We start from the raw sequence: 12,509 nt of genomic DNA, 5'->3' as shown, positions 1-12,509 counted from the left end.
AACGCCGCTGCAACGTCGCGGTCCTTACGGTTGCGCCCTGCACCGGCCAATGACGACCAGGAGGGACCTGCTCCATGACGAAGTATGCGGCGCCGGGAGAAACCGGCAGCGTCGTGGCGTTCGACCAGCGCTACGACCACTTCATCGGCGGAGAGTACGTGCCGCCCGCCAAAGGCGGCTACTTCGACAATCCGACGCCGGTGACCGGCAAGACGTTCACCGAGATCGCCCGCGGCACGGCCGCCGACATCGACCGCGCGGTGGCCGCCGCGACCGGCGCGGCCGCGGCATGGGGCCGCACGTCACCGGCCGAACGGGCGGCGGTGCTGAACAAGATCGCCGACCGGATGGAGGCGAACCTGGAGCAGCTCGCGGTCGCGGAGTCCTGGGACAACGGCAAGGCGGTCCGCGAAACGCTCGCGGCCGACATCCCGCTCGCGATCGACCACTTCCGCTACTTCGCCGGCGCGATCCGCACGCAGGAAGGCGGGATCTCGCAGCTCGACGCGGACACCGTCGCCTACCACTTCCACGAGCCGCTCGGCGTGGTCGGGCAGATCATCCCGTGGAACTTCCCGATCCTGATGGCCACCTGGAAACTCGCACCGGCGCTGGCCGCGGGCAACGCCGTGGTGCTCAAGCCCGCCGAGCAGACCCCGGCGTCGATCCACGTGCTGATCTCGCTGATCGCCGACCTGCTGCCGCCCGGCGTGCTCAACGTGGTCAACGGGTTCGGTGTCGAGGCGGGCAAACCGCTGGCCCAGCACAAGGACATCCGCAAGGTCGCGTTCACCGGTGAGACCACCACCGGGCGGCTGATCATGCAGTACGCCAGCGAGAACATCATCCCGGTCACCCTGGAGCTGGGCGGCAAGAGCCCGAACATCTTCTTCGCCGACGTGGCCGCGGCCCAGGATGCCTTCTACGACAAGGCACAGGAGGGCTTCACCATGTTCGCCCTCAACCAGGGCGAGGTGTGCACCTGCCCGTCGCGGGCGCTCATCCAGTCCTCGATCTACGACCGGTTCATCAGCGACGGCGTCGCCAGGGTCGAGAAGATCAAGCAGGGGCACCCGCTCGACACCGGCACCATGGTCGGCGCGCAGGCGTCCAACGACCAGTTCGAGAAGATCCTGTCCTACATCGACATCGGCAAGCAGGAGGGCGCAAAAGTCCTCACCGGTGGCGAAAAAGCCGACCTCGGCGGGGAACTCGCGGGCGGTTACTACATCAGGCCGACGGTGTTCGAGGGCGACAACAAGATGCGGATCTTCCAGGAGGAGATCTTCGGCCCGGTGGTCTCGGTGGCCCGCTTCGACGACTACGACGACGCGATCAAGACCGCCAACGACACCCTCTACGGCCTCGGCGCCGGCGTCTGGTCTCGCGAGGGCAACACCGCTTTCCGTGCGGGACGGGACATCCAGGCCGGTCGCGTGTGGACGAACTGCTACCACGTCTACCCCGCGCACGCGGCGTTCGGCGGGTACAAGCAGTCCGGCATCGGGCGCGAGAACCACAAGATGATGCTCGACCACTACCAGCAGACGAAGAACCTGCTGGTGTCCTACTCGCCTGACGCACAGGGATTCTTCTGATCATGCCGGCAAGTCGGGTGGACCTCACCGAGGCCGCGGCGGAGCTGCTGCGCCGGCTGGCCGGGGACAACGGGCCGCTGATGTTCCATCAGTCCGGTGGCTGCTGCGACGGCAGCGCGCCCATGTGTTACCCGGCGGGTGAGTTCCGCACCGGGGCTTCGGACGTGCACCTCGGCGACCTGACCGTCGCCGGGGTGCCCGCGCCGGTCCCGGTGTGGATGTCGGCCGCGCAGTTCGAGTACTGGAAGCACACGCATCTCACGATCGACGTCGTCCCCGGCCGGGGCAGCGGGTTCTCGCTCGAAGCCCCCGAGGGCGTGCGGTTCCTGATCCGCTCCCGGCTGCTGACCGATGCAGAACTGGCCACTTTGGACTGAGGGAGCACGATGGGCGGCTGCTCCGAAAAGCCTGATCGCCTACCGGCCCGTCGTCGAAGTGCCTGCGACAGACCCGTTATACGTGTTGTATCGCCACGTGGTGGCGCTCGCGCGGGGCATGACCAACATCTACGACGTCGGCCCTGGCGATATGCAGTGGACCGCGTCCGAGGCCGGCTGGATGGTCGGGCACTCCTACGTCGTCTGCGCCCCACTGCTCGCCGGTGCGACAACCGTGGTGTACGAAGGAAAACCGGTCGGCACGCCGGACGCGTCGGATCACTGGGCCCACGAAAAGCTCGGAGTGCCGGTAATCGACCACTGGTGACGGACCGACCGGCTGGGCGATCGCCACCGACCCCCGCGTCCTGGAGCCGATGCCGGTCAAACCGGGCTCCCCCACCGTCTGGTCCCGGCCGTCCGGCGTGACCTCGGTGCGGTGGCGGCGTTCCGGCAGGTTTCGGCCGTGGCGGCGCTGCCGGAAACGCGGTCGGGCAAAATCCTGCGCAAGAGTATGCGCGGCTTCGCCGAGGGCCGGGACGAACCGGTCCCATCCACCATCGAAGACCCCGCGGTGCTGGAGTCGCTGCGGGCGGTGCTCCGTTCGTGAGCACCGCCCGGCATGGCTTCGGGGTTGTCGGTAGCCTGGCGCGGTGGTCGAACCTGTACACCCGAGTGCCGCCGCGGACGAGCCGGAACGCCCGAATTCGGACGTAAACCCGGAAAGCTCCGAAACGCGTCGACGGAAGAAAAGGCCGAAGAAACAGCGCCCGTTCTGGATCGAGCTGCCGATCCTGATCGTCATCGCGCTGGTGCTGGCGTTCGTGTTCCAGCAGTTCTTCGCCCGCGTGTACACGATTCCGTCCGGCTCGATGGAAACCACGCTGCACGGCTGCGATGGTTGCTACGGGGACAAGGTACTGGTCGACAAGTTCACCAAGAACTTCACGGATTTCACCCCCGGCGACGTCGTGGTGTTCAAGGGCCCGGAGCCGTGGCTGCAGAACGAGGCGCCGACGCAGCGCTCGAGCAACTCGTTCATCCGGTTCTTCCAGAACGTGGGCTCGGTGTTCGGCCTCGCCCCGCCCGACGAGCGCGACTTCGTGAAGCGGATCATCGCCACCGGCGGCCAGACCGTGCAATGCTGCGACGCGCAGAACCGGGTCCTGGTGGACGGCAAGCCGCTGAACGAGCCGTACATCCACTGGGAAGACCCCAACGACCAGCACCAGGCTTCATTCGATCCGGTGAAAGTCCCGGACGGCGAGGTCTGGGTGATGGGTGACAACCGCAACAACTCGATGGACTCGCGGTACCAAGGTGGCGGTGGCGTCAACGGTGCCGTGCCGGTGAACGACATCATCGGCAAGGCCAGGATCATCGTGCTGCCGCCGAGCCGGTGGGGCGGGGTGAGTGACACGAACCCGCAGACCACCGGTGCCGAGGCGCTGGGCGCGCCCGGCTGGCAACAGGGCCTGCCGGTCGCCTTCGGAGCCGTCGCCGCCTGGCCGACGCTGGCCGCGAGCCGGCGGGTCGGCCGCCCGGTCAGACGCAGGAAGCGGTGAACCTCCCGCTCCGCCGACGGGGCGTCGACATCTTCTTCGTCGTGGTGTTCTCCGCGTTCACGGTGACCTCGATCATCAGCGATCTGCTGCCCACCGTTGGCGTGGACTTCACCCACCCGTCGGCGAACTTCTTCGTGAACTCGAACTACTGGTACGCCCACGACGCCGATCCGCTGTTCATGCACCCTCCCTCGTGGATGCGCATCGTGACCGGCCTGTCCGCCTTCGTGTACATGCCGTTCTATGTCGTGCTCGTGTACGCCCTGGCCACGGCCCGGAACTGGATCCAACTGCCCGCCGTCATCTACGCGACGATGATCGTCACCCTGACCGGCGTCGTCGTCTTCGGCGTCGAGTTCTGGGGCGAGCAGGCGACGCGGACCCAGAACCCGGCGAAGTTCCTCGCGTTCAACCTGCCGTACGTGCTGGTGCCCTTGCTGCTGCTGATCCGCATGCGCAAGCCGCTCCCGTTCACCCGCCGGTTCTGACAGGGGGCGGTCGCAGAGCGCGATCGCCGGTGCGCTAAGGTTTCAACCCGTTGGCCCGGAGCACTCCGGGCGAGCGATAGAGCATTCCCCTGTAGCTCAATTGGCAGAGCATTCGGCTGTTAACCGAAGGGTTGTTGGTTCGAGTCCAACCGGGGGAGCATCACCCCAGGTCAGCGACCTGGGGTTCTTTTATGTCCGGAACTCGGTAGCCCAGAGTGTCCAGAAACCGTCCATTTTCAGGACGCCACGAACATCCGCTCCAGGGCCTCAGCCGACGCCTCGTTGGCGACCCTGCGCCTGCGGTAGTGCTTCTCCGCCACATTCGGCGAGTTACCCAACTGGTCCGAGGCGTGACCTGCCGCTTGCCCGAAGCGGCCGAGCCTGGCCTTCCGGCTCCCGGGAGTCTTCAATGGAATGGCCTGGAGGTGGACGTCATGGGCGATCGTGAGGAGTTTCTCGCCTGGGTCGATACGCGGCTCAAGGATGCGGAGACGGCGCTGCACAACGGCGACGCGCGGCCCCGGCGGGCGATCTGGTCCGGTGGTGAACCGGTCACGGTGTTCGGCGCCTGGCGGGACGCGGTGGGGCAGACCGCGGTGCAGAGCTTGTTCGGTTTACTCGAAGCCAGTTTCTCGGACTGCGCCTCCGCCGAGTTCGAGATCGTCGCGGCGGACGTGGTCGGTGATATGGCCTACACGGTCGGCTATGAGCGGACCGAGACCTCCGTCAACGGCCGGCCGCGCAAGTACGCCCTTCGCGCGACCCAGGTCTACCGCCGTGAGGACGGGGAGTGGAAGGTCGTCCACCGCCACGCGGACACGATGCCGGAGGCCTAACGGCGCCGGCGTGCCAGATCCACCACCGTCCACGCCATCGCCGCGGCCCCTCCGAGCACCGCGCGGCCGGCGACAGTGAACTCCGGCTGGTGGTTCACCGCAGGCAGGCAGTCCAGGCCGAGCATCGGGTGGATCGTCGGCACGTGGTGTGAGACGTTGCCCAGGTCGGTCGCGGCGCCCGCCGGCGCATCGGCTGCCGTCGGCGGAAAAATCCGGCCTGCCGCAACGGCATTGGCGCGGTAGACGCCAGGATCTCCGCGTCCGGGCGCAGGTCCAGGTAATCCGGTGCGGGCTGGTCGTCAGCTCACAACCGGTCGCCCATGCCCCGGCCTCGAAGCACCGCCGCACCCGTTCCTTAAGCGTGGCAAGGTTTTCCGCCGTGCCCGGGCGCACGATCCACCTGCCGCGGCTGCTGTCCGGGATCACGCTCGCCGCGGTACTGGCCTCGTACTCCGCGCAGATCCCGACGTGCACCGGCCCGGCGTGGATCCGGTGCGACAGCGAGATCAACCGCTCCCCCGCTGTTCCGCTGGCACGACGACGCGTGGATCGGCTGCCTGCGCCACCAGCTCGACGCGACCACCCAGCTGCTCACCCTCGCCCGAGAACTGGTCCGCGCACTCGAGACGCTGCTCACCGATTACACCCGGCAGTGGGAGGCCGGCGAGCCCGGCGCCGGGTGACGCCCCGACGCGGCGGCGCAACCTCGTGGACAATGGCGGAACGGGCGTCACAAGGAGTGCGGAGGCGAGAAGGTAATGAAGGTTTTCCTGCTCGGTGCGGCCGTCGGGTATGTGCTCGGGGCGAAGGCAGGCCGGGCGCGCTACGACCAGATCGTGCGCACGTACCGGACGGTGGCCGATCATCCGATGGTGCAAGGCGCCGCGGGGGTGGTGCGCGCGAAGGTCGGCGAGAAGGTGGGCGACAAGCTCCCGTTCGGACGGCGCGCCGGCGAGCCCGCCGCCTGAAGATCAGGGCACGCGGGCGACGGCGAAGATGCGGCGGAACGGGAACCACGTGGTCCCGTCGGGTCGGGGCGGGTATGCCTCGTCCAGCCGCTTCGCCAGCTCCGCGCGGAAGCTCTGCCAGTCCGGTTCGGACAGTGCGGCCTTGACCGGACGCAGGGCCGTCCCGGAAATCCATTCCAGCACGGCGTTCTCGCCCGCCAGGCGTTGGGCGTAGGTCGTTTCCCAGGCGTCCACGGCACAGCCCGCGTCGGCGAACAGCTCGGCGTATTCCAGTGGTTCGCCGACTGCGTCCTCGCCACGAAGATCCACGTCGGGCGCCACCTCGGCGGCCAGCCGGCGCGCCAGGACGTGGGACGGCGCGTCGAAGTTGCCGGGCACCTGCATCGCCAGCCAAGCACCCGAAGGCAGTTGCGCGACCCATCGTTTCAGCAGCTCGCGGTGGTCGGGCACCCACTGCAGCACGGCATTGGTGACCACGACGTCGGTATCCGGCTCCGGCGTCCAGTCGTGCAGGTCGAGCAGCCGCGCGTCGACGCCCGCCGCACGGGCCGCGGCCACCATGTCCGGCGAGCTGTCACTGGCGTCCAGGATCGCGCCGGGCCAGCGTTTGCCCAGCTCGACGGTGAGGTTTCCGGGGCCGCAGCCCAGATCGGACACCCGTCGCGGCGCCTGCGCGCCGATCCGGCCGATGAGGTCGTAGAACGGGCGTGCCCGCAGGTCCGCGTAGTCGAGATATTTCGCCGGGTCCCACACAGTACGAGCGTACTGCTAGGAATCGGGGTGCGCCAGAGCTGCCTGGCAGGCTGTAGGGATGGCTTCCGAACCGATCGACGCCGCCGCTTCCGGCACCTGACTCCTCGGCGACCGGCCGGTCAACCGGATCGGGTTCGGTTCGATGCGGCTTCCCCAGCGCGGCCCGGCGTTCGCCGCCGAAGCCGTCCCGGGCGACCGCGCCAGGGCGATCAAGGTGTTGCGCCGCGCGGTCGAACTGGGGGTCAACCACATCGACACCGCCGCGTTCTACTGCTCCTCGCTGCGCTCGGCCAACGGGCTGATCAACACCGCGCTGTCGCCCTCCCGGAGAACCTGATCATCGCCACCAAAGTCGGGCCGCGTCGTGACGCGTCCGGCGGCTGGCTGCCCGAAGCGACGCCCGGCCCACTGCGCGTCCCGTTCTTCGCCATCGCCGGAGCCGGGCGCGAAACGGGCGCCGGCGGGGCCGAGCACGACGAGGTGCTCGCGATCGCCCGTGAGCACCAGGCGACTCCGGCCGCGATCCGCCTCGCCTGGGCCCTGCAGCGTGGCCCGAACGTGCTGGTCATCCCCGGCACGGGCGACCTCGGCCACATCGAGGACAACATCGCCGCCGGCGCGCTGCGGCTCACGCCGGACGAACTGACCCGGCTCGAAGCAGTCCACCAGCAGTCTTAAAGCTCCGCCAGCTTCTCCGCGGCTTCCCGTGCGATGGCCGAAACCAGCTCCGGGTCCACGCCCGGATCGGGCCGTGCCTGCAGCACACTGCCGTCGCGCCCGGGGAGTTTCCGCTGCACGAACCAGATCCCGCCGCCGGCGGCCTCGTGCCGGTGCCGGCCGCGGATCGAACTGTCCACTCGCTGCCGCACCATCACCGGCAGCTTGCCCGGCTTCGGCAGCGCGAAACGCACCGCCTCACGGTCGGCGAGCAGCACCGCGTCTCCCGCCGTGCCGGTCTCCTCCGCTTCGATCAGCGTCAGGATCCCCTGTGCCCACACGGCTTTGCTGACCAGATGCCAGCCGACCCGCCGCCCCTCGGGCAGCCAGAGCCCCAGCTCCGTCACCACGAGATGGCCGCCATACGCCACTTCGGCCACCGCGAGCGCGTTCTCCGTCGGCTCCAGCGACCCCGGGAAATCCGCCGGGAGCCGGTCGCCGGTCAGCCGGGCGAGCCACCCCATCGAACTCAGTCCAATCCGCCGATCGCCTGTTCCCGCAACGCTTTCCGGTACTCCTCCAGCGCCACGAGGTCCCCGAACAGCGCCCGGTAGTCCTCCGGCGCCTCCACCGGGGACAGCCGCTGCAGCCGGGACTTGATCTCTCCGATCTGCCTGCCGACCAGGTTCTCCTGCACCGCCGCGATCATGCTGCCGATGTAGCGGACATCGACCTTTCCCCTGGCGCGCAAGGGTTCCACCGACAGCTCCGACAGCACCGTGCGCACTGTCCCTTGTGGAGTGTGCTCGCTCGCCGCGTCGATCAGCGCGGGCCCGGTCAGCCCGCAGCTGGCGCCACCGGCCTTCAGCACCGCGCGATGCACCGCGACGTACGCGGGATGCGTGAACGCGTCCTCGGGCAGCGCGTCGTACTCCGGCCCGGCCAGCGCCGGCTCCTGCAACGCCGCCTTGAGCACCTCGCGCTGCGCCGTCAGCCGCGGGTCACCGGGCTTGGGCCGCTCGACGTCCGACACCTGCCCCGGCGTTGGGGCGTTGGCCTGCTGCTGCGGCGCACGCCGCCCGCCCTTGACCGGCGCCGCGCTGTTCGAAGCGCCGCGCACCCGGCGGACCACCATGTCGGCGTCCTGCCAGCCGACCCACCACGCGAGCTTCGTCGCGTAACCGTCCCGCTTCGCCCTGTCCCTGATCTGCGCGACCAGCGGCACCGTGCGCTGCAGTGCGGCGACCTGCCCGTCGACCGAGTCCAGGTCGTACTCGCGCAACATGCTGCGGATGGCGAACTCGAACAGCGGGATCCGGCGGGCCACCAGGTCCCGCACCGCCGCGTCGCCCTTTTCCAGCCGCAGCTCGCACGGGTCCATCCCGTCCGGCGCGATCGCGATGTAGGTCTGCCCGGCGAAAGTCTGATCGCCCTCGAACGCCTTGAGCGCCGCCTTCTGGCCCGCCTCGTCACCGTCGAAGGTGAAGATCACCTCGCCGCGGAACGCGTCATCGTCCATCAGCAGGCGCCGCAGCACCTTCATGTGGTCCTCGCCGAACGCCGTGCCCGACGAGGCCACCGCCGTGGGGACGCCGGCGGCGTGCATGGCCATCACGTCGGTGTAGCCCTCGACCACGACCACCTGGTGCCGCTTGGCGATCTCGCGTTTGGCCAGGTCCAGCCCGAACAGCACCTGGGACTTCTTGTAGATCGGGCTCTCGCTGGTGTTGAGGTACTTGGCCTGGATCGGGTCGTCGTCGAACAGCCGGCGCGCGCCGAAGCCCACGATGTCGCCGCCGAGGTCCTTGATCGGCCACACCAGCCGCCGGTGGAACCGGTCGATCGGGCCCTGGCGGCCCTCCTTGACGATCTGCGCCTTGAGCAGCTCGGTCAGCTCGAAACCCCGGTTGAGCAGGTGCTTGGTCAGCTTGTCCCAGCCCGCGGGCGCGAACCCGCAGCCGAACCGCTGCGCCGCGGCCTCGTCGAAGCCGCGCTCCTTGAGGTAGTCGCGCGCCAGCTGCGCGTCGGGAGTGCGCAGCTGCTCGGTGTAGAACTCGGCGGCCGCCTTGTGTGCCTCGACCATCCGGGTGCGGGTGCCGCGGTCGCGCTGGACGCTGCCGCCCCCGCCCTCGTAGGTGAGCCGGAAGCCGACGCGGTCGGCGAGGCGCTCCACCGATTCGACGAAACCGAGGTGGTCGATCTTCATCAGGAACTTGATGACGTCGCCACCCTCGCCACAGCCGAAGCAGTGGAAGGTGCCGTGCGTCGGCCGGACGTTGAACGATGGGGTTTTCTCGTCATGGAACGGGCAGAGGCCCTTGAGCGCTCCCCCACCGGCGTTGCGCAGGGCGACGTACTCGCCCACTACCTCGTCGATCCGGTTGCGCTCCCGTACCTCCGCGATGTCACTTTCCCGGATACGACCTGCCACGAACCGAGGATATGTCATTAGGGTCGGGGCCATGGCTCTGGCTGAGGAGTTCACCGCGCTGCGCCCGCATCTCGTCTCCGTCGCCTACCGGCTGACCGGTTCGGTGTCCGACGCCGAGGACGCCGTCCAGGAGTCCTGGCTGCGGCTGTCCGGGCTCAGCGAGGCCAAACGCGCCGAGATCCGCGACCTCAAGGGCTGGCTGACCACGGTCGTCGGCCGGATCGGGCTGGACAAGCTGCGCTCGGCCGCGGTCCAGCGGGAGCGCTACGTCGGGCAATGGCTGCCCGAGCCGATCGTCACCCCGCTGGCCGGGCAGCCGGGCGAGGACCCGCTGGAGGTCGCCGTGCGGGACGAGGGCCTGCGGATGGCGGCGATGGTCGTGCTGGACAAGCTCAGCCCGGAGCAGCGAGTGGCCTTCGTCCTGCACGACGCGTTCTCCGTGCCCTTCGCGGAGATCTCCGGCATCCTCGGCGAGTCGGTGGAGACGGCGCGGCAACACGCCTCCCGCGGACGGCGCGCGCTCAGGGACGCCGAGCCGCCGCCGCGCGCGAGCCTCACCGAGCAGCAGGAGATCCTCGACAGGTTCCTCAAGGCGCTGCTCTCCGGTGACGTGCGGGGGGTCACCGAAGCGCTGCACCCGGACGCGGTGATGATCGGCGACTCGAACGGCAAGGCGCGCACCGCCGCGCAGGTCATCGTCGGCGCGGAAAAGATCGCGCGTTTCCTGTTCGGGCTGACGCGGATGTACTCGCCGGAAGCGCTCGGTGCCGGCCGTCCGCTGCTGGTCAACGGCGACCTCGGGCTGTTCGTCCCGAAGGGCGAGGGCTCCGGTGGCAAGCGCGGGATCGACGCGCACCTGCAGACCATGACTGTGCGCGACGGCCGCATCGTGGCGATCTACGACCTGGCCAACCCGGACAAGCTCACCCGAGTCCCGGCCGCGGAACCCGGCACGCCTCCCCGGACATGAACCCCTGGCCGGTGATGTCGAGCGCGTTATTCCTGTGCCAGCTCGGATCGTGCGCGGCGCCGGCCCGGTCGCCTACTGAGCCGTCAGCGAGCGCACATCCCACAGCCAGACCCCGTCGACATAGCGCGCCGGGGTGCGCAGCAGAAGCTCCACAGTGGACTGCAGCGCCTGCTGGTTCGTCACCGGCGCCAGCACCATCACGTCCGCGTGCCAGTACCGCAGGTCCGCGACCAGCTGCGCGCGCTGTTTGTCGGTGATCTCCGGGACATTCCCGCTGTCACGCACGTCGTTCAGCAGCGAGGCCGTCGGCCGCTCGACCGCGCCATAGCGGCCGCGCTTGTCGTTCGGGCCGTTCGGGCCCACGAAGTACCCGTCCGCGAGCGGGAAACCGGAGTTGGCGCGGTTCTGCCAGTTCAGCGCCCGCGCGTCGCCGGGGCTGGGCAGCGGCACGGCGACCACCGAACCCGTGGCGACGTACTGCGCCCAGGTGCCGTCGGTGAAGAAGGCGGGCGTGGCCGGGCGCGAGATCGTCTCCAGCGGGGTGGGCGCGACCGGCAGCAGCACGGCCACCAGCACGCCCAGCCACAGCCACCGCAACGGCAGCTGCTTGTCCCTGAACGACGGCGCCACCTGGAAAATCCGGTCGGTGGCGATCGCCAGCAGCGCGCCCACCGCCGGGATACAGGCCATCGCCAGCCGCGACTCCAGCAGCGAATCGAACAGCGGCAGTTTCGCCAGCAGCGCCCATGGCCCGGGGATTCCGGTGTCGTCGTGCGCCACGACCATGGTCAGCCCGAGGGAAAGCCAGGCCAGCACAAACATCGAGATGGCGATCGAGCGGGCGACCACGTTGCGCCACAGCCAGATCGTGAGCACCACCATGAACACGACCAGCGGCCAGCCGAAGAACGCGTTCTCCTCGGTGCGGTTCATCGACACGTCCGCGGCCGCGTCCGCCTGCCCGGCGATGGACTCGGTGGCGAAGCGGGTGAACGCGGCGGTGTCGTTGCCGACCGAACCGTGTTCCAGCGTCTTGTAGCTCTGCGGGCCGAAGAACTGCCACCACAGCGGGTAGATCGTCAGCACGAGCGCGAGCACCCCGCCCACGGCCAGCCCGATCACCATCGGCCGCACCATTTTCACCGCTTCGCGCGGGCGGGACGCGACGTAGGCGATGGCGAACACCACGAAGCCGAGCATCGTGATCAGCAGCGGTTCCTCGCCGAGGAAGACCTGGTAGGCCAGCAGCAGGCCGAGGAAGATCCCGTCCCGCACCGGCCGCTCGCCCTGCGCCAGCTTGATCAGCCGCAGCACGATGAACGGCAGCAGCACCAGTACCGCGAAGTTCGGGTGCGCGTTGCCGTGCGAGATCATCGCCGGCGCGAACCCGCAGAACGCCCCGCCGATCGCCGCGCCGAGCCGCGAGCGCACCAGATGCCGGGAGAACACCCAGTACCAGCCGGCCGAAGTGGCGGCGAGCCCGCCGGTCAGCGCGATCGCCCACGTCGCCGTGGGGCCGAACAGCAGCGTGATCGGCGAGAGCGGGATGCCGAGGCCGAGCATCGCCGTGTTGGCCATCAGGTTGACGCCGTCGGGATAGTTCTGCAGCGTCGAGCCCAGCGGGTTCTCCCAGTGCCAGACCGCGTGCGCGGTGACCTGGAAGAACCACTCCCACATGTTCTGGTCCTGGGCGCTGTTGTACAGGTAGCCGCTGCCGAGGTTGACCCACAACCCGGCATAGATGACGAACGCGGCCAGCAGGTAGCACAGCACGACGAGCGTATCGACGCGGTTCCACCTGCGCCGCGGCGGCTCGACCACCGGCACGGTCTCGGGGGCCTGGAGCAACGCGGTCAACTCTCTACC

At 69.1% G+C, this 12,509-nt stretch carries 14 protein-coding genes, 1 tRNA gene and 1 pseudogene; 11 read left to right on the top strand and 5 right to left on the bottom strand.

Annotated elements, in window-relative coordinates; genetic code table 11:
• Positions 1-74: 74 nt before the first annotated feature.
• From VHD82_RS09205 to VHD82_RS09175, 8 genes are all read left to right on the top strand, one after another.
• Positions 75-1,598, top strand: a complete 1,524-nt coding sequence (locus VHD82_RS09205) for an aldehyde dehydrogenase family protein (protein WP_325699553.1) — start codon at positions 75-77, stop codon at positions 1,596-1,598.
• Between the two features lie 2 nt (positions 1,599-1,600).
• Complete coding sequence (locus tag VHD82_RS09200; protein ID WP_325699550.1) at positions 1,601-1,975, top strand: DUF779 domain-containing protein; 375 nt, start codon at positions 1,601-1,603, stop codon at positions 1,973-1,975.
• Positions 1,976-2,033: 58 nt separating this feature from the next.
• Entirely contained in the window at positions 2,034-2,303 is a 270-nt protein-coding gene (locus VHD82_RS36765) for a hypothetical protein (protein ID WP_414637478.1), read from the top strand.
• Between the two features lie 12 nt (positions 2,304-2,315).
• Entirely contained in the window at positions 2,316-2,585 is a 270-nt protein-coding gene (locus tag VHD82_RS36760) for an AMP-binding enzyme (RefSeq protein ID WP_414637482.1), read from the top strand.
• A 43-nt stretch (positions 2,586-2,628) separates the two neighbouring features.
• A complete protein-coding gene (gene lepB / locus VHD82_RS09190; protein WP_325699547.1) occupies positions 2,629-3,540 on the top strand; it encodes a signal peptidase I in 912 nt (303 codons plus the stop codon).
• Positions 3,537-4,028, top strand: coding sequence for an emopamil-binding family protein (locus tag VHD82_RS09185; RefSeq protein WP_325699544.1), 492 nt, complete (start codon positions 3,537-3,539; stop codon positions 4,026-4,028). The genes lepB and VHD82_RS09185 overlap by 4 nt, the downstream gene beginning before the upstream one ends.
• 85 nt (positions 4,029-4,113) lie before the next feature.
• A tRNA-Asn gene (locus VHD82_RS09180) sits at positions 4,114-4,186 on the top strand.
• A 276-nt stretch (positions 4,187-4,462) separates the two neighbouring features.
• The gene (locus VHD82_RS09175) at positions 4,463-4,864 is read left to right on the top strand and encodes a nuclear transport factor 2 family protein (RefSeq protein WP_325699541.1); all 402 of its coding nucleotides are present in this window, start codon (positions 4,463-4,465) and stop codon (positions 4,862-4,864) included.
• Here VHD82_RS09175 and VHD82_RS09170 read toward each other — a convergent pair.
• Positions 4,861-5,007 carry a hypothetical protein gene (locus VHD82_RS09170; protein ID WP_325699538.1) on the bottom strand — a complete coding sequence of 49 codons (147 nt, stop codon included), beginning with the start codon at positions 5,005-5,007 and terminating at the stop codon, positions 4,861-4,863. The two genes, VHD82_RS09175 and VHD82_RS09170, sit on opposite strands and share 4 nt — an antisense overlap.
• 615 nt (positions 5,008-5,622) lie before the next feature.
• On the opposite strand from VHD82_RS09170, the gene VHD82_RS09165 reads away from it, so the two are divergent.
• Positions 5,623-5,832 (top strand): hypothetical protein, encoded by a 210-nt coding sequence (locus tag VHD82_RS09165; RefSeq protein WP_325699535.1) that lies wholly within the window; start codon positions 5,623-5,625, stop codon positions 5,830-5,832.
• A gap of 3 nt (positions 5,833-5,835) precedes the next feature.
• On the opposite strand, the gene VHD82_RS09160 is transcribed toward VHD82_RS09165, so the two are convergent.
• Positions 5,836-6,585 carry a trans-aconitate 2-methyltransferase gene (locus VHD82_RS09160; RefSeq protein WP_325699532.1) on the bottom strand — a complete coding sequence of 250 codons (750 nt, stop codon included), beginning with the start codon at positions 6,583-6,585 and terminating at the stop codon, positions 5,836-5,838.
• A gap of 127 nt (positions 6,586-6,712) precedes the next feature.
• Here VHD82_RS09160 and VHD82_RS09155 point away from each other — a divergent pair.
• Positions 6,713-7,263, top strand: a pseudogene (locus VHD82_RS09155) (aldo/keto reductase).
• On the opposite strand, the gene VHD82_RS09150 reads toward VHD82_RS09155, so the two are convergent.
• Entirely contained in the window at positions 7,260-7,766 is a 507-nt protein-coding gene (locus VHD82_RS09150) for a hypothetical protein (protein ID WP_325699529.1), read from the bottom strand. The pseudogene VHD82_RS09155 and the gene VHD82_RS09150 overlap by 4 nt on opposite strands.
• A gap of 5 nt (positions 7,767-7,771) precedes the next feature.
• The gene (gene dnaG, locus VHD82_RS09145; protein ID WP_325699526.1) at positions 7,772-9,691 is read right to left on the bottom strand and encodes a DNA primase; all 1,920 of its coding nucleotides are present in this window, start codon (positions 9,689-9,691) and stop codon (positions 7,772-7,774) included.
• 13 nt (positions 9,692-9,704) lie between these two features.
• Between dnaG and VHD82_RS09140 the strand changes: the two genes are divergently transcribed.
• On the top strand, positions 9,705-10,643 hold the full coding sequence (locus VHD82_RS09140; RefSeq protein WP_325699523.1) for a sigma-70 family RNA polymerase sigma factor: 939 nt from the start codon (positions 9,705-9,707) through the stop codon (positions 10,641-10,643).
• Positions 10,644-10,715: 72 nt separating this feature from the next.
• Here VHD82_RS09140 and VHD82_RS09135 read toward each other — a convergent pair whose 3' ends face one another.
• Positions 10,716-12,500, bottom strand: coding sequence for a glycosyl transferase (locus VHD82_RS09135; protein ID WP_325699521.1), 1,785 nt, complete (start codon positions 12,498-12,500; stop codon positions 10,716-10,718).
• Between the last annotated feature and the right edge of the window lie 9 nt (positions 12,501-12,509).

It is taken from the genome of Amycolatopsis sp., from assembly GCF_035546795.1.
GTDB lineage: Bacteria > Actinomycetota > Actinomycetes > Mycobacteriales > Pseudonocardiaceae > Amycolatopsis_E.
This window is presented reverse-complemented; position numbering and strand designations above follow the sequence as displayed.

What these genes read in the sequence shown, in the direction of transcription:
- VHD82_RS09205 (WP_325699553.1), top strand. Translation starts at nt 75, where the DNA reads ATGACGAAGTATGCGGCGCCGGGAGAAACCGGCAGCGTCGTGGCGTTC.
- VHD82_RS09200 (WP_325699550.1), top strand. Translation starts at nt 1,601, where the DNA reads ATGCCGGCAAGTCGGGTGGACCTCACCGAGGCCGCGGCGGAGCTGCTG.
- VHD82_RS09175 (WP_325699541.1), top strand. Translation starts at nt 4,463, where the DNA reads ATGGGCGATCGTGAGGAGTTTCTCGCCTGGGTCGATACGCGGCTCAAG.
- VHD82_RS09165 (WP_325699535.1), top strand. Translation starts at nt 5,623, where the DNA reads ATGAAGGTTTTCCTGCTCGGTGCGGCCGTCGGGTATGTGCTCGGGGCG.
- VHD82_RS09150 (WP_325699529.1), bottom strand. Translation starts at nt 7,766, where the DNA reads ATGGGGTGGCTCGCCCGGCTGACCGGCGACCGGCTCCCGGCGGATTTC.
- dnaG (WP_325699526.1), bottom strand. Translation starts at nt 9,691, where the DNA reads ATGACATATCCTCGGTTCGTGGCAGGTCGTATCCGGGAAAGTGACATC.
- VHD82_RS09140 (WP_325699523.1), top strand. Translation starts at nt 9,705, where the DNA reads ATGGCTCTGGCTGAGGAGTTCACCGCGCTGCGCCCGCATCTCGTCTCC.